The sequence below is a fragment of the Streptomyces sp. NPDC058198 genome (assembly GCF_042882605.1).
Classification (GTDB): Bacteria; Actinomycetota; Actinomycetes; order Streptomycetales; family Streptomycetaceae; genus Streptomyces.
On record NZ_JBHVVP010000004.1, the window covers coordinates 398733 to 420699 of the forward strand.

At 72.9% G+C, this 21967-nt stretch carries 20 protein-coding genes and 1 pseudogene; 13 read left to right on the forward strand and 8 right to left on the reverse strand.

Going from position 1 to position 21967, the window contains the following annotated elements:
• Positions 1-41: 41 nt before the first annotated feature.
• The 5 genes from ACFVWW_RS17890 to ACFVWW_RS17910 all read right to left on the reverse strand — a co-directional run bounded on the left by ACFVWW_RS17890 (position 42) and on the right by ACFVWW_RS17910 (position 8047).
• Complete coding sequence (locus tag ACFVWW_RS17890; RefSeq protein ID WP_386878623.1) at positions 42-3179, reverse strand: sacsin N-terminal ATP-binding-like domain-containing protein; 3138 nt, start codon at positions 3177-3179, stop codon at positions 42-44.
• 227 nt (positions 3180-3406) lie between these two features.
• Positions 3407-4060: a response regulator gene (locus ACFVWW_RS17895; RefSeq protein WP_386878622.1), complete on the reverse strand. Its 654-nt coding sequence runs from the start codon at positions 4058-4060 to the stop codon at positions 3407-3409.
• 4 nt (positions 4061-4064) lie between these two features.
• Entirely contained in the window at positions 4065-5570 is a 1506-nt protein-coding gene (locus ACFVWW_RS17900) for a sensor histidine kinase (RefSeq protein WP_386878621.1), read from the reverse strand.
• A gap of 135 nt (positions 5571-5705) precedes the next feature.
• Positions 5706-6923 (reverse strand): Clp protease N-terminal domain-containing protein, encoded by a 1218-nt coding sequence (locus ACFVWW_RS17905; RefSeq protein WP_386878620.1) that lies wholly within the window; start codon positions 6921-6923, stop codon positions 5706-5708.
• Between the two features lie 155 nt (positions 6924-7078).
• Entirely contained in the window at positions 7079-8047 is a 969-nt protein-coding gene (locus ACFVWW_RS17910) for a DUF3027 domain-containing protein (protein WP_384332072.1), read from the reverse strand.
• A 511-nt stretch (positions 8048-8558) separates the two neighbouring features.
• Here ACFVWW_RS17910 and ACFVWW_RS17915 point away from each other — a divergent pair.
• The 9 genes and pseudogenes from ACFVWW_RS17915 to ACFVWW_RS17955 all read left to right on the forward strand — a co-directional run.
• Complete coding sequence (locus tag ACFVWW_RS17915; protein ID WP_386878619.1) at positions 8559-9956, forward strand: MFS transporter; 1398 nt, start codon at positions 8559-8561, stop codon at positions 9954-9956.
• Positions 9957-10018: 62 nt separating this feature from the next.
• Positions 10019-10498 (forward strand): DUF2771 domain-containing protein, encoded by a 480-nt coding sequence (locus ACFVWW_RS17920; RefSeq protein ID WP_384332069.1) that lies wholly within the window; start codon positions 10019-10021, stop codon positions 10496-10498.
• A gap of 73 nt (positions 10499-10571) precedes the next feature.
• A complete protein-coding gene (locus ACFVWW_RS17925; protein WP_384178771.1) occupies positions 10572-11324 on the forward strand; it encodes a futalosine hydrolase in 753 nt (250 codons plus the stop codon).
• Positions 11321-12160, forward strand: a complete 840-nt coding sequence (locus ACFVWW_RS17930) for a 1,4-dihydroxy-6-naphthoate synthase (RefSeq protein WP_384332063.1) — start codon at positions 11321-11323, stop codon at positions 12158-12160. Before ACFVWW_RS17925 ends, ACFVWW_RS17930 begins: the two co-directional genes overlap by 4 nt.
• Before the next feature lie 596 nt (positions 12161-12756).
• Positions 12757-13269 (forward strand): hypothetical protein, encoded by a 513-nt coding sequence (locus ACFVWW_RS17935; protein WP_384178767.1) that lies wholly within the window; start codon positions 12757-12759, stop codon positions 13267-13269.
• Positions 13266-13664 (forward strand): transcriptional regulator, encoded by a 399-nt coding sequence (locus tag ACFVWW_RS17940; protein WP_386878618.1) that lies wholly within the window; start codon positions 13266-13268, stop codon positions 13662-13664. The genes ACFVWW_RS17935 and ACFVWW_RS17940 overlap by 4 nt, the downstream gene beginning before the upstream one ends.
• Complete coding sequence (locus tag ACFVWW_RS17945; protein ID WP_386878617.1) at positions 13661-14638, forward strand: ABC transporter ATP-binding protein; 978 nt, start codon at positions 13661-13663, stop codon at positions 14636-14638. Before ACFVWW_RS17940 ends, ACFVWW_RS17945 begins: the two co-directional genes overlap by 4 nt.
• Before the next feature lie 23 nt (positions 14639-14661).
• Complete coding sequence (locus ACFVWW_RS17950) at positions 14662-15606, forward strand: ABC transporter permease (protein ID WP_386878708.1); 945 nt, start codon at positions 14662-14664, stop codon at positions 15604-15606.
• Positions 15607-15730: 124 nt separating this feature from the next.
• A pseudogene (locus ACFVWW_RS17955) lies at positions 15731-16041 on the forward strand (hypothetical protein); the annotation flags it as partial.
• A 35-nt stretch (positions 16042-16076) separates the two neighbouring features.
• Here the strand turns inward: ACFVWW_RS17955 and ACFVWW_RS17960 are convergent.
• Positions 16077-16460: a cold-shock protein gene (locus ACFVWW_RS17960; protein WP_384178759.1), complete on the reverse strand. Its 384-nt coding sequence runs from the start codon at positions 16458-16460 to the stop codon at positions 16077-16079.
• Positions 16461-16630: 170 nt separating this feature from the next.
• Between ACFVWW_RS17960 and ACFVWW_RS17965 the strand changes: the two genes are divergently transcribed.
• Complete coding sequence (locus ACFVWW_RS17965) at positions 16631-16921, forward strand: hypothetical protein (RefSeq protein WP_384332057.1); 291 nt, start codon at positions 16631-16633, stop codon at positions 16919-16921.
• Between the two features lie 52 nt (positions 16922-16973).
• Here ACFVWW_RS17965 and ACFVWW_RS17970 read toward each other — a convergent pair whose 3' ends face one another.
• On the reverse strand, positions 16974-17624 hold the full coding sequence (locus ACFVWW_RS17970) for an HAD family hydrolase (protein WP_384332054.1): 651 nt from the start codon (positions 17622-17624) through the stop codon (positions 16974-16976).
• Between the two features lie 170 nt (positions 17625-17794).
• On the opposite strand from ACFVWW_RS17970, the gene ACFVWW_RS17975 reads away from it, so the two are divergent.
• The 3 genes from ACFVWW_RS17975 to ACFVWW_RS17985 are packed head-to-tail and all read left to right on the forward strand — an operon-like array spanning position 17795 to position 20786.
• Entirely contained in the window at positions 17795-18841 is a 1047-nt protein-coding gene (locus ACFVWW_RS17975) for a FecCD family ABC transporter permease (protein WP_384178753.1), read from the forward strand.
• On the forward strand, positions 18838-19953 hold the full coding sequence (locus ACFVWW_RS17980; RefSeq protein WP_386878616.1) for a FecCD family ABC transporter permease: 1116 nt from the start codon (positions 18838-18840) through the stop codon (positions 19951-19953). Before ACFVWW_RS17975 ends, ACFVWW_RS17980 begins: the two co-directional genes overlap by 4 nt.
• Positions 19950-20786: an ABC transporter ATP-binding protein gene (locus ACFVWW_RS17985; protein ID WP_386878615.1), complete on the forward strand. Its 837-nt coding sequence runs from the start codon at positions 19950-19952 to the stop codon at positions 20784-20786. Before ACFVWW_RS17980 ends, ACFVWW_RS17985 begins: the two co-directional genes overlap by 4 nt.
• Before the next feature lie 24 nt (positions 20787-20810).
• Here the strand turns inward: ACFVWW_RS17985 and ACFVWW_RS17990 are convergent, their stop codons facing one another.
• A complete protein-coding gene (locus ACFVWW_RS17990; RefSeq protein WP_386878614.1) occupies positions 20811-21824 on the reverse strand; it encodes a hypothetical protein in 1014 nt (337 codons plus the stop codon).
• Positions 21825-21967 lie beyond the last annotated feature (143 nt).

Genomic DNA, 21967 nt, shown 5'->3' on the forward strand with positions numbered 1-21967 from the left:
GAAAGATGAATTCTTGGCGAAGAAGAGTTTGAGGCGGCCCGTCAGTCGAACCAGCGGTCCCGCGCCAACTCCGCTGTCCGTGAAGGATCTTCCAGCAGCGCCGCCACCTCGAAGCGCCGTGGCCACTGCCCCGCCGACCAGGCCAGGCCCGCCGCGACACCCTCCAGCGTCGCCGCGTGCACGACGCCGTCCGGCGTACGGCGCCAGTCCAGTTCGACGCCGCCCGCGAGGAGTTCCTCGTGCTCGACGTACGTCTCGGGCGTGCCCGCCCCCAGCAGTACGTGGACGGAGTCCGGGACCGTGTGTTCCTCGCCGGCCGAGGTCACGTCCGCGACGACCGTCTCGCTCAGCCGGCGTACCTGGAGCAGCTCCGCCAGCTCGGCCGCCCGCGCCGGTGACACCGGCAGCAGCGGCAACTCGGCGGCCAGCGGCAGCAGATCGGGCGCGTCCGCGATCACGGCGTCCGCCGCGTCCACGACCCGCACCTCTCCGTCGACGACCGCACGCAGCTCGTCCGGCAGGGTCACCTGGTCCGGGTCGAGGTCGGCGAGCGCGGTGTAGAGCGCGTGGAGTTGCTCCGCGCTGACCGGCCGCTCCGGTTCGGCCAGCCGGCCGAGCAGTTCGGCCGCGCCGCCGGGCTCGTCGAGCAGCGCGGCGACCGAGGTCCGTACGCCCAGCGCCCGCAGCACCTGCACATCGTCGAAGCCCGTCGCGTCCACGGAGTCGTACAGCCCCGCCAGCATCGGGTCGCCGCCCGCGGACCGCAGCCCGGCCGGGCGCCGCCCGTCGAGCACCGGATGATCGCGCAGCCACCACGCGGTGTACGAGCGCACGGTCTCCGTCGTGCCGTCCGGCAGCAGGATCCGCACGGGCTGGATCAGCGCGTCCCGCAGCGGCGGACGGGCCAGCAGCGCCAGCGCCTGCGGCCACGCGTCGTCGTCCACCAGGTCCAGGTCCCGTACGGCCACGATCTCCGTGGCGACCGGCGGCACCGGCGTGTCGGGCAGCCGGTCGAGGACGTCTTCGCACCACACGTCGACGGCGTCCAGCAGCCCGGCGTCGTCGGGCTCGGCGAAGTCCCCGTCGCGGGGCTCCAGTTCGTCGGGGTCGAGGACGACGTCCGTGGCGCGTACGAGCGCGAAGCCGGCCAGCACCCCGCAGGCGGCGAGCGGCTGCTCGCCCCAGCGCTCGGCCAGTTCTGCGTCGCAGAGGGCGAGTTCGTCCTCGCGCATCACGGCGGCGAACGCGCTGCCGGGCAGGACGAGTTCACCGGCGGGCGCCAGTTCACCGTCCTCGTCGGTCAGGGCGAGCGCCGCCAGCCACGGCTCGTCGCCCGCTTCCAGGCCCGCGTCCCGTACGAGCCGCAGGACGGTCTCGGCCAGCTCCTCGGCGTCCGGCGTCGTGTCGTCCTCGTCCCACACCTCGCCGGAGTCCAGCGAGGCGGCGACCGCCGCGCGCACCTGAGGGGTCGTCAGGACAGCGCGCGGCGTGGCGGGCAGCGCGCCCAGCTTCTCCAGCAGGGGGTGGGCTGCGTCGGGGTGCGCGACCTTCAGACCGAGCCTGGCGAGGTCGGCGGGCGCCCCTCCCCCGTCCGTGTCCGTGCCCGTGTCGGGCAGGGGCAGCAGGACCTGGCGCGGGCCGATCGTCGTACGCCCGTTGGCCAGCGGCACCGGCAGTCCTGACAGCCGGTCCGGGTCGACACCCGCGAGGGACTCGTACAGCCGTCGCCACCACGCGGGCGGCCGCTCGGCGCCCGCGATCCGCTCGATGGCCTCACCGAGCGGGAGCCGGCCGACGCCCAGCGTGCGCAGCTCCGTGCGCCGCTCGAACCCGGCGGGCAGCAGGGTCGGCAGCACCTCGGCCAGGACCTGTACGGTGTCGGCGCCCGCGCCCTCCACGACCTCCGCCTCGAAGGGCCGCAGCGCGGTCAGCTCCTCGCTCGGCGCGGCCGGGGCGAGGAAGGCGACCCGCGGCAGCCGCTCGAGGATCGCGGCCCGCAGCCGGCCGTCCAGCTCGCCCTTGCCGAGCGGTCCAGGGACGAGATCGATGGTGCCGGTGGAGACGGGCTCCCAGCCGCCGAGCAGCTCGGCGTACGCGTCGGCGGCCTTCCCGACGAGGAAGTCGGTGAGCGGTCCCGGCGCGGGATGGCGCCGGGTGGTGTCCAGCGGCAGCGAGGCGATCAGCAGCGCGGGCACACCGAGGGGCTCGTCGGTGGGCGTCGGAGCGTGCACGACGGGTGCGGTACGGGGCCGGGCCGGGGCGCCCTCGCTGTCCACGGGCACGGCCCAGGTGACGGACCAGTGGGGGCGCAGCCGCTCCTCGACGGGCCGTCCTTCGAGCAGCGCGGGCGCGGTGGGGCCGTTGTGGCTGACCACGCGCCAGCGGTGGATGTCGCCGCCGCCCGCGCTGTCGTCGACATGGACGTACGGACCGTCCTGGGACCGGCGCAACACCCGTTCCCCGTCAGCGGTTTCGACCGCGATCTCGGCGAGCCCGGCGAGGGTCAGCAGCAGGGCGTCGTCGATCCCGGTGAGGAGCCGCTCGACCAGGTCGGCCGCGGTGCCGTCGCGCAGCGGCAGGATGACGACGGTGTCGTACCCGTCGGGGGCCGTGCCCTCGGCGGGCAGCGGCAGCCGCAGCAGCGGTACGTGCCCGTCGCGGCGGCGCAGCTCGTCCCCGAGGCCGGGGCTGGCCTGGGAGGTCTGCCGGGCCAGCTCGCGGGCTTCGGTGAGGGACCAGCGGACTCCGCCGTGCCGGCCGATGACGGCGGGCTCGTCGCTGACGGCCAGGACGGCGGCGAACCCGACGCCGAACCGCCCGACGGCGGCCTCGTGCCCCTCGCGCTTGGCGGAGGCACGGAGGGTGCTGAGGGACTCGACGCCGGTCGCGTCGAGGGGCGCGCCGGTATTGGCCGCCACCAGCACGGCGGGGCTGTCGGCGGTCCCCGGCCGCAGGGTCAGCCTGAGCCGGCCGGGCACCCCGGCGCGGGCGGCGGCATCGGCGGCGTTCTGCGCCAGCTCGATCACGAGCCGGTCGCGATAGCCGCCGAGCGCGAGATCCTCCTCGGCGTTGGCGTCCTCCCGGAACCGCGCGGGACTGGCGCCCCACGCGTCGAGCACCCCGCGCCGCAGCCGCGCCGTTCCGAACGGGTCGGCCCCCTCGGTCGTCCTGACGCTCACGCTGTGACTCCGCTCTGTCCGCCTGCCTCTACTACGTGCGGGCCCGAAGGTACCGCGCCCGGGCGGCCGCCCTCGCCCCGCACCGGCCGGGTGAGACGGGACGGTGCCCCGGGGTGCCGTTCGCGGGCGGTCTCTTCGAGTGTCGCGCCCGCCGGGCGAGCGTCAAGGCGGGGTTCCGGGCGGGCGGCTCGGGGCGCGCGCCCGGGGGTCGTCACCCGGCCCAGGGGTCAGCGGTCGGCGAGCAGGTCCGCGTCGTGCGCCAGGACCGCGGCCTGTACGCGGTTGACGCAGCCCGTGCGCGTCAGGATCCGGCTGATGTGCGCCTTGACCGTGCTCGCGCTCAGATACAGCTGATCGGCGATCTCGGCGTTGGACAGGCCGGTCCCCAGCAACCGCAGGATGCCGCGCTCGGCGGCGGTCAGGTCCTCGATCCTGCGCAGGGCGGCCTGGGTGTCGTGGGCGGACCGTACATGCTGTTCCATCAGCCGCCGGGTGATCCGGGGCGCCAGCACCGGCTTGCCGCCGGCGGCGAGCCGCACCGAGTGGATCAGCTCGACGGGGTTGGTGTCCTTGAGCAGGAAGCCGCTCGCGCCGACCCGCAGGGCCCGCGTCACGCTCTGCTCCTCGCCGAACGCCGTGAGCATCACCACGTAAGTCGAGGGCGAGACACGGGCGATGTCCTCGGCGGCGGCGATCCCGTCCCCGCCCGGCATCTGGATGTCGAGCAGCGCCACGTCGATGGTCCGGTCGCGGCAGGCCGCGACGGCTTCATGGCCGTCACCCGCCTCGGCCACCACCTCGATGTCCTCGGCGTTCTCCAGGATCAGCCGGATGCCGGCGCGCATCAGCGCCTCGTCGTCGGCTATGAGGACTCGTATCACCGGTTCATCGTAGAGCGGCCGTCGTGAGGAGCACGATCAGGAAGGTCACGGTGGGCAGGATCACGAGCGCGGACGCGCAGCCCGCGCCCAGCACCCGTGGCCAGGTGAGGACCTCGCCCGACAGGGGGGCGCGGGCCCCTGCGGGTGCGGCGCCGCCCCACGAAGCCCCGCCGCCCCACGGGGCTCCGCCGCCCCACGGGGCCCCGGGGCCGCCTGCGGCCGCCTCGCCCGTGGCCGGCGGGGGTACGGCCAGGGTGATTCCGTTCGGACGGGCCGGCAGGACGGCGATCAGGCGAAACCCGCCGTCCGGCAGGGGGCCCGCCGTGAAAGAACCCCCGAGCAGTGCGATGCGCTCCTCCAGGCCGGCCAGCCCGCTGCGGTTTCCGGCCTGCGGGTGATGTCTCTCGCGCGGCGCCTCGTTGGTGACGGAGACTTCGATCTCGCGGTGGGTGCCCCTGACCTCCACCCGCGTGGGCGCCCCCGACGCGTGCTTGAGCACGTTCGTCAGTCCCTCGCGGACCACGCGGTGGGTCGAGTGGCGGGTGGGCGCGCTCGGATCAGCGGTGTCGGGGACCGACCAGTCGAGCTCGACGGTGACCCCCGCCTGCCGGGACTCCGCCACCAGAGCGGTGATGTCCTCGCGGGTGCCCCGATGCCCCTCGGACTCGGGCTCCGCGTCCTCGCGCCGCAACACGCCCAGGATCTCGCGCAGTTCCTCCATCGCAGTCCCGGCGGTGGTGCGCAGCAGCTCGGCCCGTCCGGCCAGCGGCGGGGCCTGACGCGCGGCGGCCAGTTCCAGCGCCCCGGCGTGCACCGATATCAGGCTCAGCCGGTGGCCGAGGAGATCGTGCATCTCGCCGGCGATGCGGGTGCGTTCCTCCATCCGCGCGGCGGCGGCGGTCAGTGAACGGGCCTGTTCCAGATAGGCGTTGCGTTCGCGCAGCAGACTGACCAGCGGCCGGCGCCGCCCCAGCAGTATCCCGGCGAGCGCGGGGAGCAGCACCAGGAGAACCGCGGAGAGACCGTTCCCGGCCAGCTCCTCCAGCCAGGCGCCGGGCCGGATTAGGCTGCCGACCGCCGTCAGCACCACGATCACCGCGCAGGCCGCCCCCACGGCGTGCCACGCGCGGCGCGGCGGAGCGATCCGGCGGGTGGCAGCCGCCACGATCAGCGGCACCACCGCCAGCGTCCATACGTTGGGGCCCACGAGCAGTGGCCCGGTGCCCAGCACCGCCAGGACCGGCCGGTGGCGCCGCAGGGGCATCAGGAACGCCGCGTACAGCGCCTCCACCACGGCCAGTACCGGCCGGTCGGGGTGCACCAGCAGCAGGGGGACCAGTCCGAGGGCCGCCGTCAGCGCACCGGCCAGTGCCTCGGTGGCGACGGTACGGCGCGGGGCGCGGCGCAACGCGGCCCAGTCTTCCGCGACCGCGCGCCGCACCGACCGCGCGGCGTGCGCTATCCCGCGCCTCGCGGCGTGCACCATTCCGTCCCGCGCGGTATCCGCCATCCCGCCCCTCGCGGCATCCGCCGTCCCGCGCCTCGCCCGTGCCCGGACCCACCGCGCACGTTCGGGCGCCCGCCCCACTGTCATCCCCGCCCTCACCCCTCGTTCCCGTACAGCTCCCGTACAGCGCCCGGCCCCTCACGCGCTCAGTCGGAGGCTCAGGCCCGTCTTCAGCGCGGCCAGGTCCACACCCTGCGCCCGCAGCCGCTGGGCGACCGGTCCCTCGGCGTCGTCGAGGAGCGCGGCCACGAGGTGCACCGTTCCGACCGTGGTGGCGCGGTGCTCGGCAGCGCTGAGCCGTGCCACGGCCAGGGTCCGCTCGGCCTCGGCGGAGAGCGGCACCTCACCGGATACGGGGAGCGGGTCGGCGGCGACGGCCGACAGGGCGAGCGAAGCGGGCCGTACCCCGTGCGTACGCAGCAGCCCTGCGGCCTCGTTGACGGCTGCCCGCTCCTCGGGCAGCGACCGTCCGGCGAGGGACAGCGCCCGGTCCAGAGCCAGGACGGCCAGCAGCAGATCCACCGGTTCCGCCGCACTCCGTCCGCACCGTACGGCCTGGCGTGAGGACTCCGCGGACACCGCGAACAGGACGGGCGTACCGTCGCCGGTGCTCCAGGTCATCCACGACGTCAGGGCGCGCGCCAGCCAGTTGCCCCGGTCCTCCAGCACCCCGGCCCGGAGCAGGAGGGTGACGGCCGCGGATTCCGGCTCGTCGGTCCCCGCAGTGGCCGCGGCCTCCGTGTCCAGCGTGTCCAGCGCGGCGTACGCGGCGGCCAGGTCCAGCCGCCTCAGCGTGAACGCTTCCCTCGCCCTGCTGTCGGGGAAGTCCAGCAGGGCGCGGGCCACATGCCGGCAGCGGACACCGGGCGATGCCTCACCACGGGCGAGCCGGAGGGCATGGAGCAGGCAGGCACGCAGCGCCCCTGACAGCTCGGGCCACTGCTGGTCGCCCTCAGTGACCGGCCGGGGGGAGCGCTGTGCGGTGCGCCACTGCGCCAGGCGCCAGGCGGCGGCGACCTCGTGCTCGTGCTCATCAGCGGCTACGGCCGACGTGCCGTCGTCGCTGTCGCTGTCATCGCTGTCGTCGCTCACCCATCCGCGCCCCGCCCGGCCGGAGATCACTCCGCTCAGTGCGCCGGCCCGCCGCATGCCGGGGGCGATGGCCGCGCCGGCTGCCGAGTCACCCATGACCAGTGCGGCCAGGAGGTCCTCGGTGCCCACCTTCGGGGACGCGTGCTTGAGCGCGCGGAGCAGCGTCTCGCCGAGGAGGTCCATGACGTCGGGCGCGAACTCCGTTGCCTCGGCGCTGAGATGTGCGGCGCCGGTGCGCTCCGTGACGGGAGGTCGGTTTTCCATCGGGCGGTTCCCCTCGGGGTGCGGTGGGCTGTTCCGCGACCGACGCTAGGTGCGCGCCCCGTACCGGCACATCGGCCGACCGGTCAGACGCGCGGTCCGATCGGCCATGGCACCGTCGGCCCCACCGACCGGCCCGCCTTCGAGCCGCTCCCGCCTCAGGAGTGGCCCAGGTCCTCCGACTCCCCGTCCGCCTCCGGCGGCACCGAGCCGCTGTCGGGCGACGGGCGCAGCGAGAAGGCGTCCGTGGCCAGCGAGTCCAGGACCGGCGGCGCCGGGCGCAGGGGCTTCGGCATGACCGCCGCCTCCGAGTGGCCGCCGCAGCCGTACGCCAGGGAGACGACCCGGCCGTCCGCCGGGGAGAACTCGTTCGCGCAGACACCGAAGGCCTGTCTCAGCGAGCCCGCCAGCGGCAGCAGGAAGCCGCAGGACACGCACGGCGCCGGGGCCGCCTGCGCCATGGGGGTCTTCGGGCCGAATGCCTCGTCCCAACGGTCGGCCGCCACGTGCAGTCCGTACCGCGACAGCACCCGCGCCCGGCGCATGCCGAGCTCCTCCGCGACCGAAGCGATCGTGCCGCGTGCCGGTACGGCGCCCGCCGTACGGTCCCCGGGCTCCGCCTCCGCCGTCGGACCCGCGTCCTCCGCCTCGACGAGATCCGCGAGGGTCTGCGGGGTCACCGCCGTGTCCGGCACCGCCCCGTCCATCACGACCGAGTTCGGCGGCGGGGCGTCCTCGCCCGTGTAACCGGGCTCCAGCCGCAGATCCTCCGCCTCCGTCGGCAGCAGATCTCCCGGGCCCATGTCGCCCGGCCTGAGCCGCTCGCTCCACGGCACCCATTCGGGGGCGAGCAGTGAGCCGGGGCCCGGCAGCAGCACCGTTTCGTCCAGCGTGACGACCTTGGCGCGGGATGCCCGCGCGACCGTCACCGCCCAGCGCCAGCCGCGGTAGCCCGCGTCCTCGCACTCGAAGAAATGGGTGACGACCCTGTCCCCGTCCGCCACCGCCGAGACATGTTCCCCGACGATTCCTGGCGCGGCCGCCTCCTCGGCAGCCGACCGGGCGAGGTCTACCGCCTCGGCGCACAGACGGTCGGGGGTTCGGCTTCGCGTCGTCGCTGCACTCACAGGTCTCGCTTCTCTCCTACGCCGTCTCACGGGTGCGCCGGCCGAATCGCGATGTACGAGCCGAGGGCGGAGCGGACCTGAGGGCCGCATCGACGTCCACGCCCGATCTCTCCTCGGGCACACCTACCGTCATCCATTCTGCGGGATGACAAAGAGGCGCGCGGCCGAGAACAACCGCCGGTGGCGCGCTACGCACGCTACCTCCTCTGCCGCCCCCCGCCCACCTGCACGCCGCCTTTCCCGTACTTCGGGCCACACCGCAACAAGGCCGTAACCCTGTAAACAGCGGTCAGGGGCGCGGTCAGAACCCGCGCAAGAGAATTTCGGGACCGCCGAGAACACCGGCCCGAAGACCCGCACGAAGACCCGCACGAAGACTCGCACGAAGACCCGTAAGAAGACCCGCCCGAAAGCTGGCACGAAGGCCCGCGTGAACGCTTTCGGTGAACACCTCCTGTCCCACCGGTGACACGTCCCGGCTCGTCCGACATGGCGCCGTCACGGCCCCGTCATGCCCGGAATCGGTTCGCACCACGGCCCCTTGGGGCACTATGACGGAGTGGCAGCCGCAAGGTCGTCCAACGACGCAGCCGGCCCGCTCCGCAGGACGGCGCGGGCGATCGGCCATGCCCTGCGGCTTCCGTTCACCGGCACCGCGAAGGGCATCCGCAAGGCCACCCACGCGCACGGCGCGGGGGAATCCGGGCTCGGCAAGCTGATCGAGCTGCACGCCGTGAACGGCGCGGGCGATGTCATGATCACCGTCGCCCTCGCCTCGACCGTGTTCTTCTCCGTGCCGACCGACGAGGCACGCGGCCGCGTCGCGCTCTATCTCGCCATCACCCTGGCCCCCTTCGCCCTGCTCGCCCCGGTGATCGGCCCGCTCCTCGACCGTATTCCGCACGGCCGCCGCGCCGCGATGGCGGCCGCCATGCTCACCCGCGCGGTACTCGCCATCGTTATATCGACGTTAGTGGTCACCGGCGGCCTGGAGCTCTACCCGGCGGCGCTGGGGGTGCTCGTCGCGTCCAAGGCGTACGGAGTCGTCCGCAGCGCGGTCGTACCCCGTCTGCTGCCGCCCCGGTTCTCGCTCGTACGAGCCAACTCCCGGGTCACGCTGGCCGGGCTGCTGGCCACCGGAGTGGCCGCGCCGATCGGTGCCGGGCTCCACCAGATCGGCCCTCAGTGGCCGCTCTACGGCGCCTGCGTGATCTTCCTCGCCGGTACGGTGCTGGCCTTCACGCTGCCGCCCAAGGTGGACTCGGCGAAGGGTGAGCACAAGGCCCGGCTGGCCACGCACGGCGAGAAGCGGCCGAGTCTGCGTACGGTCGGCCCGTCGGTCCTCCACGGTCTGCAGGCCAACGCGGCGCACCGCGCCCTCTCCGGCTTCCTGATCTTCTTCCTCGCCTTCCTGCTGCGCGAGCACCCGCTCTCCGGCTACAGCGCGGCGGTCTCTCTCGGCATCGTGGGCGTCGCGGCCGGAGCCGGCAACGCCCTGGGCACCGCGGTCGGCGCCTGGCTCAAGGCCCGCGGTCCTGAACTGATCATCGCCACAATGCTGGGCCTCGCCCTCAGCGCGGCGGTCCTGGCGGCGCTGTTCTTCGGCGGCGCGCTGATGGCCGTGGTGTGCGCGGTCGCGGGTCTGTCGCAGGCGCTGTCGAAGCTGTCCCTGGACGCGGTGATCCAGCGCGATGTCCCGGAGGAGGTGCGGACGTCCGCGTTCGCCCGCTCCGAGACCCTGCTCCAGATGGCCTGGGTGCTGGGCGGCGCGGTCGGTATCGCGCTGCCGCTCAACGGTGTGCTCGGCATGTCGGTCGCCGCCTGCATCGTCGCGGCCGGGGCGCTCTTCGCCGTACGGGGGCTGCTGACCACGGCGAGGCGCGGCTCACCGCACCCCCGCGTTGCGTGACCTGCGGCGGCTCGCCGCACCCCGGCGCGGCGTGGAGCCGGGCGAGCGATAGCCTTCGACCCATGACCGTTGCGTTCTTCTCTGGTAAGGCCCGCCGGGCCGGCGTCGCTCTCGGCGCCGTGTCCGCCGGACTCCTCGTCCTCGCCGCCTGTGACAAGCCGACGCCGCTCGCGACCGTGACGGTCGGCGACAACTCGGTCAACACCGAGGCGACCTGCTACAACGACGGCAAGGCGATCAGCGAGTCCGACATCCAGCCCTGCCTGAACAAGAAGGCGGACAAGACCATCGACGTCGCGATGGACGACAAGATCCGCTTCGGGGTCGACCCGGAGATCGCGGACCACGGCTGGACGCTCTTCATCAACGGCCAGCAGGCCGAGCAGGAGCCGTACAAGAAGACGTACCGGACCATCCCGGGCAGCGCCTTCTTCACCAGCCAGACCGGCGAGACCACGAAGGACACGCAGGTCAGCATCGTCGAGACCGACGGCAAGAAGCTGACCGGCATCTGGCACTTCGAGTTCAAGAAGACTTCCTGACCCGACCCCGACCCCGGCTTCGGCCCCGCGCCCCGGTGCGGTGGACGGCCGGGCGTCCCTGAGAGGCTCCGCCATGCGTGTGCTTGTGGTGACGGCGGTGGCGGCGGAGGCGGACTCCGTCGCCGCGGGGCTCGGCCGGTTCGCGGGCGGTGCCGTCCGGGAGATGACCGGCGGGTACGAGCTGACGAGCCACGCGCAGTACATGCCCCGGCCGTCGTCCGTGCAGATACCGGTGGTGGACGTCCTGGCGGGCGGGGTCGGCCCGGCCGCGGCGGCGGTCGCCACGGCGACGGCGCTGGCCTCCTCGCCGTACGACCCTCCGTACGACCTGGTCATCTCGGCCGGCATCGGCGGCGGCTTCCCGCACCGTGCCCCGCTCGGCTCGCTCGTCGTCGCGGACTCGATCATCGCCGCGGACCTGGGCGTCGAGACCCCCGACGGCTATCTGCCGGTCGACGAGCTGGGCTTCGGCCGCAGCGTCCACCGGCCCCCGGCGGAACTGACGGTACGTATGGCCAAGATCCTGGGCGCCGAAGCGGCGGCCGGCGCGGTCCTCGCACCCGTCCTCACCGTCTCCACCGTGACCGGCACGGCCGCCCGCGCGGCCGAACTGACCGCGCGTCACCCGCTCGCCGCCGCCGAGGCGATGGAGGGCTTCGGTGTCGCCGAGGCGGCCGCCGTCCACTCCGTACCGTGCGTCGAGATCCGCGCGATCTCCAACGCCGTCGGCCCCCGCGACCGCGCGGCCTGGCGGATCGGCCCGGCGCTGGACTCGCTGCGGACCGCGATCACGCTGCTCACCCCAGTCTTCGAGGAGCCGTCATGACCGTGCGGATCGCCTACTCCCCCTGCCCGAACGACACGTTCGTCTTCGATGCCTGGGCCCACGGCCGGGTGCCCGGGGCCCCCGGCCTCGATGTCACCTTCGCGGACATCGACGTCACGAACGGCATGGCGGAGCGCGGTGAGTTGGACGTACTGAAGGTCTCGTACGCCGTGCTGCCGTGGGTTCTCGACGAGTACACCCTGCTGCCCTGCGGCGGCGCGCTGGGCCGGGGCTGCGGCCCGCTCGTCCTGACGAAGGAGCCGGGCGCCGATCTGACGGGCCGGACCATCGCCGTACCGAGCGAGCGCTCCACGGCCTATCTGCTCTTCCGGCTGTGGGCGGCGGAGGTCGTTCCCGGTGGGGTGGGCGAGGTCGTCGTCCTGCCCTTCCACGAGATCATGCCGGCGGTACGGGACGGCAAGGTGGACGCCGGACTCGTCATCCACGAGGCGCGCTTCACCTACCAGGACTACGGGCTGCACCGCCTCGCCGACATGGGCGAGCACTGGGAGTCCACGACGGGCCTGCCGATCCCGCTGGGCGCGATCATCGCGAAGCGCTCGCTGGGCGCGGAACGGCTCCAGCTGCTGGCCGAGTCGACCCGCAGGTCGGTCCGTATGGCCTGGGACGACCCGGAGGCCTCACGCCCGTATGTCCTGGAGCACTCCCAGGAGATGGACCCGTCGGTGGCCGACCAGCACATCGGCCTGTACGTCAACGAGTTCACCGCGGACCTGGGCGTCGACGGCTACGCGGCGATCCGCGGCCTGCTCACGCGCGCCGCGGCCGAGGGGCTGGTGCCGCCCCTCGGCCCCGACGCGCTGCGTTTCGTCTGATCCGCGAAGATCCCGCCGGACAGGACCTGCTGGACAGGGCCTTCCCGCAAGGCCGGGTAGTTAGCGTTCCCGCAGAGGTGGAGCACACCCCAGGTTCGAAGCGTCGATCGCGCGATGGAGCCTGTCAGACGTTCGGGAGATGTGGCTTCCGTGGGCTCTCATCCCGTTGCCGGCCAGGGAGTTGGGATCTTCGTTCCCCGGTATCGGTAGCGTGTCGTGCCTGCCTTCGCCGGATTGAACAGTGATCGTTCCTCCGAGGCCGGCCACCACACCGCCCTTGCGGTAGCGGCAGCGCAGGTCCTTCCAGCTGGACCAGCGGTGTTTGCGGCGCAACCATCGGCCGACCTGTTACCCCCTCGTGGCGCGCCGCGGGATGTCGCACACAACTGCTCCTCACTCCTGCCGGTTGAACTCGGCGAGACCCGCCGACACCGACACACTCACGACTTGCCTTCCGGGAAAGTCGGGGGTACTTTCCCAGTAGGAAAGTAAAGTGGGGCTCTTCTCGCACGGCCATATGCCGTTCCGACCCCTCTCGAACTTCCTTGAACCGCACATGAAGTGTCTTGAACTGTCTTGATTCGTCATGGGAGGCGATGGCCGTGAGCACACCGGTGGATGCCGAACAGGCCTGGAAAGATCTTCAGCGCATCCGGGTGCCGCAGGAGCGGGTGTACGACGAGATCGAGCGGTGCGCGTCCGGCGGCCCCGGCGCGGCATACGCCACGGCCGCGATCATGTGGGTCTTCCTGGCCGGTCTGGGCCTGGACCTGCCCCGGTGGGGCGTCTGGCTGCTCGTCGCCGCGTACGTCGCGCTGCTGAGCGTGCTGGCCGTGATCTACAGCCGCAGGAGCCGGATGCGACTGCACCGCTCCCGCTACAACTGGCGGACGTCCGCCACGTTCGTCGCTGGGGGAGGAGTGACCGGCGGGACGGTCCTGCTGTCCGGCCACCTGGTCGAGTCACTGGAGCCAATGTTCGCCAGTCTGATCCAGGCCACGGTCTCGGCGGCCGTGTTCCTGCTGTTCGTCGGGCCGGCGAGCCGCTGGTCGGCCGGCTCGTTGCGCGGCCACGGCGAACGGGCGGCCCGCGAGGAGGCCGGCCGATGAGCACCCCCACCGGCTTCGACGAGCTGATCCATCCCGCCACCCGGCTGTCGGTGGTCGCACTGCTCGCCACCACCGAATGGGCGGACTTCGCGTTCATCCGCGACAGCCTCTCGCTCAGCGACTCCGCGCTCTCCAAACAGCTGCACACCCTGGAAGAGGCCGGATACCTGGAAATCCACAAGGAGGGCGGCGGCCGCAAGCGGCGCACGAAGGTACGGCTGACGGACCGCGGCCGCACCGCCTTCGAGGGTCATGTGGCGGCGCTCCGGGCGATCGTCGAGGGCGCCGCCCCCACGGCGGCGACCGGCCCGGCAGCGACAGCGGACGACGTTCCCGCGACGGCCGCGACCGGGGCGGCACAACGGCAGCAGCACCACGCGGAGGCCGGACGATGACGACGCTCAAGCACACACCCGCACAACCCGCACCGCCCACCACGCCCCCCGAGCCCACCCCGACCACGGCGTTCACCACAACCGCCCAATCCGTCATCCGGGCACGCGGTCTGGCCATGGCGTACGGCGACGTCGACGTCCTCCACGGCATCGATCTGGACATCCACCGCGGCGAGGTCTTCGCACTCCTCGGGCCCAACGGCGCCGGGAAGACCACCACCGTGGAGATCCTGGAGGGCTTCCGGCAGCGCTCCGCCGGGGAGGTCAGCGTCCTCGGTGCGGACCCGGAGCGGGGCGATGACGCCTGGCGCGGCCGAATCGGACTGGTCCTGCAGTCCTGGCGCGACCACCGCCGCTGGCGGGTCGCCGAGCTGCTGACGCACTTCGCGACGTACTACCCCGACCCGCGCGACCCGGCCGAACTGCTGGCCCTGGTCGGCCTCACCGACCAGGCCGACCAGCAGGTGGACCGGCTGTCCGGCGGACAGCGCCGGCGGCTGGATGTCGCGCTCGGCATCGTCGGCCGCCCCGAGCTCCTCTTCCTGGACGAGCCGACCACCGGCTTCGACCCGCAGGCGCGGCACGAGTTCCACGCCCTGGTCGAACGACTGGCCCGCGACGAAGGCGTCACCGTCCTGCTCACCACACACGACCTGATGGAGGCCGAGCGGCTCGCCGACCAGATCGCCATGCTGGTCAGCGGCCGGATCCGGGCCTGCGGCACCCCATCGGAACTGGCCCGGCGGGCCGCCGCACAGGCCGAGGTCCGCTGGACGGCCGACGACGGGACGTCCCACCGCGAACGCACCGAGGACCCCTCACGGCTGGTCTGGGAACTCCATCAGGACGCGGACGGCCCGATCGCCGACCTGGAGGTCCGCCGCCCGACGCTGGAGGACACCTATCTGCACATGGTGCATCGGGAGGACGACGGCACGGACGGGGTCGTGGACGGGGAGGCACAGGCCGTATGAGGGGGACACACGTGACGAACAAGATGAAGAAGGCGGACGCGGCCGACGCGGCAGACGCGGCAGGCGTGACGGACGTGAACGACGCGCCGGGTGGGACGGAGAAACCGCGCCGCCCCACCCGCGGCTACTGGCGTGCCGGCTTCCTTCGCGGCGGCATCGAGCTACGGCACCTCCTCCGCAATCCCAAGGAGATGTCCGGCCACCTGACCAATGTGGCCGTCGCGCTGCTGGTCGCCGCGTACGTCAGCAAGGATGTGCCCGGCACCGATACCCCGATGTCCCATCTGGTGCTTGCGGGCTTCGCCGCCTATCTGGTGTTCCAGATCGGGCTGATCAACCTCCCGCAGATGCTCGTGACCGAGCGGGAGGAGGGCGTCCTGCTGCGGCTGCGCGCCACGCCCGGCGGGATACCGGCCTATCTCGTCGCCAAGTGCCTGCTGGTGGTCGTCGTGACGGTCGGCAACCTGGCCCTGCTCCTGGTAGCCACGGCGCTGCTGGTGGACGGGCCACTGCCGCACGGGCCGGGCGGCTGGCTGACGCTGCTGTGGGTCACCACGCTCGGGCTGCTCGCCGTCGTACCGCTGGGCGCGGCCATCGGCGCCGTGCTGCCCAACCCGCGCGAGGCGCTGGCGTTGATCATGCTGCCCACGATGGGGCTGCTGGTCACCTCCGGAGCGGTGTTCCCGATCACCTCGCTGCCCGTGCCGGTCCAGCAGGTGGCCTCTGTCTTCCCGCTCAAGTGGATGGCACAGGGCCTGCGCTCGGCGCTGCTGCCGGACGCCGCACGGGCCGCCGAGCCGGCCGGCTCCTGGGAGCTGCCCACGGTCGCCCTGGTACTGACCGCCTGGGCAGTCCTCGGGTTCCTCCTCGCGATACCCCTCCTGCGCCGCGCCGCCCGCCGCGAGTCCGGCTCCCGCCTGACCGCGCGTCACCGCAAGGCGGCACAGAGCGGGGCGCTGCCCGCGTAGGCGGGCTCGTCAGAGGGGCAACGAGGGGTGATCCGGTAATCGCGGAAGGGTTGGTCCGCTGTCGGACCTACGCCATACGATCGGACGACAGCACGCCACCGCCCGTCGGAGAATGAGCCCCTCCATGGCCCAGCAGCCGCCCCTGCTCCGCGATGTCATCGACATCAAGGAGCCCCTCTCGGCCTCGGACTTCGTCCTCCAGCTCTCGGAGGCGACGACCCCGCAGGGCGCCGAGCGCGGCCTCCGGGACCAGTGGTCACGGAGCGGCTGCGGGACAACTTCGACCAGGCGCTGGGCCTCATCAAGGCGGCGCTGGACGGACACACGTCCGCCGCCCGTGCCCGCACCGACCTGGATCCCGTGCTGACCGAGCACGACTGGCTCGGCACCGACGGGAAGAGGTTCCTGCTCGTGCCGTACCACCTGCTCGGGGCCAGCCAAAACCCTGGCGGCCGCCTTCCCGACAGGACTTAGACGTCGAGCTGGTCCGCGACCGCGCGGAGCAGGCCCGCGATCTTCGCGCCGTTGGCCTTGTCGGGGTAGCGGCCGCGCTCCAGCATCGGCGTGATGTTCTCCAGCACCGTCGTCAGATCCTGGACGATCGAGGCCAGTTCGTCGGGCTTGCGGCGCTGGGCCGCCGCGACCGAGGGGGTCGGGTCGAGGACCGTCACCGAGAGCGCCTGGTCACCGCGCTGGCCTGCTACGACGCCGAACTCCACGCGCTGGCCCGGCTTGAGTACGTCGACTCCGGCAGGGAGGACCGACGAGTGAACGAAGACGTCGCCGCCGTCGTCACGGGAGAGAAAGCCGAAGCCCTTCTCGCTGTTGAACCACTTGACCTTGCCGGTAGGCACGTCTGTCCTCGTCCTCGTTGGGGCGCTGGCGCGCACAAAAACGGCTCTGAATAGCACTACAGCGGGTCGACCGACCCGCCACTCCCCAGGCTAATGGTCCAGGGGCTGGTGACAAGACGTTGCCGAGTGGTTCCTGTCCGCTGCTGTCCGCAGGGAACTACCCTGGTGGCGTGACTGCTACTCCTTCATCCCGCGCACTCAGCGCGACGGACGAGGCCGGACCCGGCGACGGGCTGGTCCGTATCGGCGCGATCGTCTTCATCATCGGCGCCGTGGCCACTCTGGTCACCGTGGCGCCGCTGTTCCTCGGCTCCGACCCGTTCCCGTCCCTCGCGTATGCCGTCTGCATGCTGATGGGGGTGGGGTTCCTCATCGCCGGCGCGGGCGTGCTGCGGACGATCGCGGCGCAGCGCCGGGATGCCAGGTCGGCTGCCGCCGCCGCGTCCTCGCCCGCCGCGTAGGGCGGCGGGCGCCGGCCGCGCGGGCCCGTACCCGAAGCCCCGTCAGACGACGTCAGAGCGCGTCCGCCACGGCCTCACCTGCGGCGTAACGCTCCAGCCAGGCCGGGAACTGCGTCAGGTCCCGCAGGATCACATCCGCTCCCGCCGTACGCAGCTCCTCCGCGTCGCACGGCCCTGTCGGTACGGCGACGGAGAGCGCCCGCGCCGTGCGCGCCCCGCGCACATCGCCCGTGTGGTCGCCGACGTACACCGTCGCGCCGTGCTCGCGCAGCGCCACCGCCTTGGCCTCGGCCCACAGCTTGCCGACGATCACATCCGGCTCCATGCCGAGGTGAGCGAGGTGGAGTTCGGCGTTCGGCGTGTGCTTGGCGGTGACGACGATCGCGCGGCCGCCCAGCGTCTGGACGGCGGCGATGGCCTCGCGGGCGCCGGGCATCGCGAGGGTCGGGACGATCGCGAATGTGGGATAGATCTCCCTGTAGCGGTCGCCCATTTCCGCTATCCGGTCCTCGGGGAACCAGTGCGCCAGCTCCAGTTCGAGCGGCGGCCCGAGCCGGGTGACGGCGAGATCGGCATCGATCGGAACCCCGGTCTCGGCGGAAAGCGCCAGGTAGGCGGCGTGAATACCCGGTCGTGAGTCGATCAGGGTCATATCGAGGTCGAAGCCGACCGTGGGCGCGGGCCGAGCCGTGAGGGAAGCCATAAGAGCCATTGTGCCCAGGCGAGTGGCTTGATCCAGGTGCTTAGACTTAGCCAAGCCTAACCATGGCCCTCACCATGACCTGTCCGCATCGCCCGTCTTCGCCCCCTGTCTTCATCGTCTGTCCCACCCTGCCCGTACCCGCTTCCGGCCGCACCTCCTGATTGGTTCCGATGCCAGCCGCCGCCCCGACGACCCACAGCGTGCCCCACAGCGCCCGACGCGTCCTGACAGCCCGCCGTATCGGCTGGACGGCGGCAGCCGTCGTGGCCGTGCTGCTCGCCGTCCTGCTGAGTCTCGCGGTCGGGGCGCGCGCCGTCGCTCCGTCCGCCGTCGTCGACGCGCTGCTGCGCGGCGGGCACAGCGACGACGCCCAGGTCGTACGGCAACTGCGCGTGCCCCGGACGCTGATCGGCCTGATGGTCGGGGCCGCGCTCGCCCTCGCCGGCACCGTCCTCCAGGGCATCACCCGCAATCCGATCGCCGACCCCGGCATCCTCGGCATCAGCCAGGGCGCCTCCGTGGGTGTCGTCCTGGCCATCGCCTTCGCCGGGGTGCACACCCTCTCCGGCTATGTGTGGTTCGCCTTCGCGGGCGCGGGGGTCGCCTCCGTGGCGGTGTACGCCATCGCCTCCGGCGGACGCGGCGGCGCGACGCCGGTCAAACTCGCCCTCGGCGGCGCCGCGATCAACGCACTGCTGGTGTCGGTGACGATGGCGGTGCTGACGACCAACGCGGCGACGCTGGACGAGTTCCGCTTCTGGCAGGTGGGGTCGATCGCGGGCCGGGACGCCGAAGTGGCCGGTCAGGTCTGGCCGTTCCTGCTGATAGGCACGGTGCTGGTGATATCCGTGGCCCGCGGTCTGGACGCGCTGGCACTGGGCGAGGACGTCGCGAAGGGCCTCGGCCAGAATGTCGCCGCCGTACGCGTCCTGGGCGGCCTCGGCGCGACGGTGCTCACCGGCGTGGGGGTGGCGGCGGCCGGCCCGATCGCGTTCATCGGCCTCGCCGTTCCGCACATCGCCCGCGCGATCGTCGGCACCGACCATCGCTGGGTGCTCCCGATGGCCGCCCTGATCGGGCCGGTCATGCTGCTGGTCTCCGATGTCATCGGCCGGATCGTCTTCCCGCCGAGCGAAGTCCCCGCGGGCGTGATGACAGCCCTGCTCGGGGTGCCGTTCCTGGTCGCTCTCGTACGACGGAAGGCGGTGCCGGCATGACCACGGCCACCAAGGCCGCCAAGGCCGCCGGCGCCGACGGCCGGGCGGATCCGGCCCCCGGCGGCATACGGCCCGCGGGCTACGCGCTCGTACGGACCGGGCGCGGATCGTTCCTGCTGCACCGGCGGGCGGCCGTCGTCGCCGCCGCGCTCACCGTCCTGCTGGCCGGGGTCTGCGTCGCGTATCTGAGCGTGGGCGAGAGCTTCGTACCGCCCTCCGAGGTCCTGAAGGTGCTCCTCGGGCAGCCGTCGGCGGACGAACTCGTCGTCGGCACGCTGCGGCTGCCGCGCATGGTGGTCGGGCTGCTCGTCGGCCTCGCCTTCGGCATCGCGGGCGCGCTGATCCAGACGGTCGCCCGCAACCCGCTCGCCAGCCCCGACATCATCGGCATCAGCCAGGGCGCGAGCGCGCTCACCGTCGGCGCGATGACCTTCGGTGTCACCTCGTTCAGCGTCCTGCCGTATCTGTCCGTGACGGGCGGGATCGTGGCGGCGGCGCTGGTGTACGTCTTCGCCTGGCGCGGCGGGCTGCACGCCACGCGCTTCGTGCTCATCGGCATCGGCTTCGCCATCGCGCTGCGTTCGATCACCACGCTCTTCCTGACCAAGGGCGACTATCTGGTCGCCCAGCAGGCCCAGGTCTGGATGACCGGCTCGCTCAACGGCCGCGGCTGGGACGAGGCGGCGCCGCTCGGCTGGGTGCTGCTGGCGCTGCTGCCCGGGGTGCTGTGGGCGGCGTACGCGCAGCGCACGGTGTCGATGGACGACGACACGGCCACCGCGCTGGGGGTACGGCTCGGCCGCGTCCGGCTGGGACTCGTCCTGCTGGGCGTGGTGCTGGCGTCGGTCGCGACGGGCGCGGCGGGCCCGGTGGACTTCGTGGCGCTGCTGGCACCGCAGATCGCCCGGCGCATGACCCGTACCGCGCAGATCCCGCTGCTGTGTTCGGCGCTGCTGGGCGCGGTGATCGTCGTCCTCGGCGATCTGCTGGCCCGCAAGCTGCTGTCCCCCACGGAGCTGCCGGTGGGTGTACTGACGGCGGCGGTGGGCGCCCCGTATCTGATCTGGCTGATCATCCGCGGCCGTACCGCGGGAGCAGGAGGCACAGCATGAGCAGGCTCGTCGCCCGGGAGCTGACGCTCGCGTACGAGGACCGTACGGTCGTCCACGAACTGGAACTGGCCGTCCCCGACGGGCGGGTGACCGTGATCGTCGGCCCGAACGCCTGCGGCAAGTCGACGACGCTGCGCGCGCTGGGACGGCTGCTGAAGCCGCGGGGCGGGGCGGTGCTGCTGGACGGCGCCGAGCTGGCGAAGATCCCGACGAAGAAAATCGCGCAGTCGATCGGGCTGCTGCCGCAGTCGCCGGTCGCGCCGGAGGCGATCACGGTCGCGGACCTGGTCTCGCGCGGCCGCCAGCCGCACCAGCACTGGTGGCAGCAGTGGTCGGACGAGGACGAGCGCGCGGTGACGGACGCGATGGAGCGCACGGACGTGACCGCGCTCGCCGACCGGCCGGTGGACGAACTGTCGGGCGGTCAGCGGCAGCGGGTCTGGATCGCGATGGCGCTGGCGCAGGAGACGGACCTGCTGCTGCTGGACGAGCCGACGACCTTCCTGGACATCGCGCACCAGGTGGAGGTGCTCGACCTGGTCCGCCGCCTCAACCACGACCAGGGCCGTACGGTCGTGATCGTCCTCCACGACCTCAACCAGGCGGCGCGCTACGCGGACCACCTGGTCGCGATGAAGTCGGGGCGCATCGTGGCGGAGGGCCGTCCGCAGGACATCGTGACGGCGGAGCTGGTACGGCAGGTCTTCGGCCTGGAGTCCGTGGTGGTCCCCGACCCGGTGACGGGCTCCCCGCTGGTAGTCCCGGGAGCCCCCTACCGCCCGAACCCGACCGGCGACGCCCAGGCCGCATCCACCCGCCCGAGCCCGGCTTAGGCGTATTTACGACCTGGTGCACGGCTACTTCCGCCGGGATCGCGAGATCAGGTACAGCGCCGAGGTCACCGCCGCCGTTCTGACCACCACCGGCCAGGTGCCCGACAGGGCCTCGGCCATGGCGTCGTCCGGGATCGGGTCGCCCCAGCGGCCGTCGAGGCGGCCCCAGAGCCAGACCAGGCCGCCCGCGGCCGAGACGCTCGGGAGGCCGAAGACCGCCCATTTCGCCTCGGCGCGGGAGAGCGTGCGGGAGGCGTAGGCGAGGAGCCAGCCGCCGCCCAGGGCGATCCAGGAGCCGAGGAAGGCTCCGACGACCAGCAACGCCGCCGCCAGCAGCAGGAACGGGTTGGACAGGGCCCTGGCGCCGGACTGCTTCCCCGCGCCACGGCGGGGCAGCCGCAGGCGAAATCTGCGGCGGCCCTCGTCCTCCTCCGCCCCCTTCTCGACCGCCTCCCCGGACTCGGACCCGGCCTCACCCTCCGTCTCGCCCTCCGCCTCGTCCTCCGGGTCCTTCGGCGGCGGTTTGAGGATGTCCGGGATCTCCACCCCGCCCACGAACCCCGGCACACCCGTCGGCGCCACGCCCATCGGCCCCGACTCGATCCGCCACCAGTCGGGCTCCCTCCCGGGGGCCTGCGCGCCGACCGGACCCGGTCCGTCCGTGGCGGCCGGATACGGCGCCGCCCCCGAAAGCGCCCCCGACGGCGGCGCCGACGCCTGCTCCGGGATCACCGCCTTCCTCAGCCGCCGCGCCCGCTGCTCAGGCACGGCCGGCTCGGGCAGCACCGGCGGCGGCGCGGCGCCCGTGCCGCGCGCGGAAGCCGCCCGTACCAGCGCGTCCGGTTCCCCCAGCCGCCCCAGAATGCGGCGCACGGCCGCCGGGCTGTCGCTGCCGAACTTCCCCCGCTGTCGGTCGATCTCGTTCCGCAGCGTCGACACCAGCCGCATCCGGTCCCCGGACTCCAGCTGCTGTTGCTGGGCCGCGTCACCGACGCGGCTCAGGTAGTCGTAGACCAGCTGGTCGCTCTCGATCCCCACACAGTCCTCCGCACCCAGCGCACAGCCCTACCGCCACACGGCACCCGCACGCGATGGTGTCGGAGTCATCCCCGTAACGTCCACCCCGAACCTCCCGCCGAACGTCCCGTACGAACAAGGCCCGCCGCGCCCCCGGGCCCCGG

Coding starts and splice junctions, on each gene's coding strand:
- ACFVWW_RS17900 (WP_386878621.1), bottom strand. CDS start 5,570: ATGGCGGATACCGCGCGGGACGGAATGGTGCACGCCGCGAGGCGCGGG.
- ACFVWW_RS17905 (WP_386878620.1), bottom strand. CDS start 6,923: ATGGAAAACCGACCTCCCGTCACGGAGCGCACCGGCGCCGCACATCTC.
- ACFVWW_RS17915 (WP_386878619.1), top strand. CDS start 8,559: ATGCCCGGAATCGGTTCGCACCACGGCCCCTTGGGGCACTATGACGGA.
- ACFVWW_RS17920 (WP_384332069.1), top strand. CDS start 10,019: ATGACCGTTGCGTTCTTCTCTGGTAAGGCCCGCCGGGCCGGCGTCGCT.
- ACFVWW_RS17925 (WP_384178771.1), top strand. CDS start 10,572: ATGCGTGTGCTTGTGGTGACGGCGGTGGCGGCGGAGGCGGACTCCGTC.
- ACFVWW_RS17930 (WP_384332063.1), top strand. CDS start 11,321: ATGACCGTGCGGATCGCCTACTCCCCCTGCCCGAACGACACGTTCGTC.
- ACFVWW_RS17935 (WP_384178767.1), top strand. CDS start 12,757: ATGGCCGTGAGCACACCGGTGGATGCCGAACAGGCCTGGAAAGATCTT.
- ACFVWW_RS17940 (WP_386878618.1), top strand. CDS start 13,266: ATGAGCACCCCCACCGGCTTCGACGAGCTGATCCATCCCGCCACCCGG.
- ACFVWW_RS17945 (WP_386878617.1), top strand. CDS start 13,661: ATGACGACGCTCAAGCACACACCCGCACAACCCGCACCGCCCACCACG.
- ACFVWW_RS17950 (WP_386878708.1), top strand. CDS start 14,662: ATGAAGAAGGCGGACGCGGCCGACGCGGCAGACGCGGCAGGCGTGACG.
- ACFVWW_RS17970 (WP_384332054.1), bottom strand. CDS start 17,624: ATGGCTTCCCTCACGGCTCGGCCCGCGCCCACGGTCGGCTTCGACCTC.
- ACFVWW_RS17975 (WP_384178753.1), top strand. CDS start 17,795: ATGCCAGCCGCCGCCCCGACGACCCACAGCGTGCCCCACAGCGCCCGA.
- ACFVWW_RS17980 (WP_386878616.1), top strand. CDS start 18,838: ATGACCACGGCCACCAAGGCCGCCAAGGCCGCCGGCGCCGACGGCCGG.
- ACFVWW_RS17985 (WP_386878615.1), top strand. CDS start 19,950: ATGAGCAGGCTCGTCGCCCGGGAGCTGACGCTCGCGTACGAGGACCGT.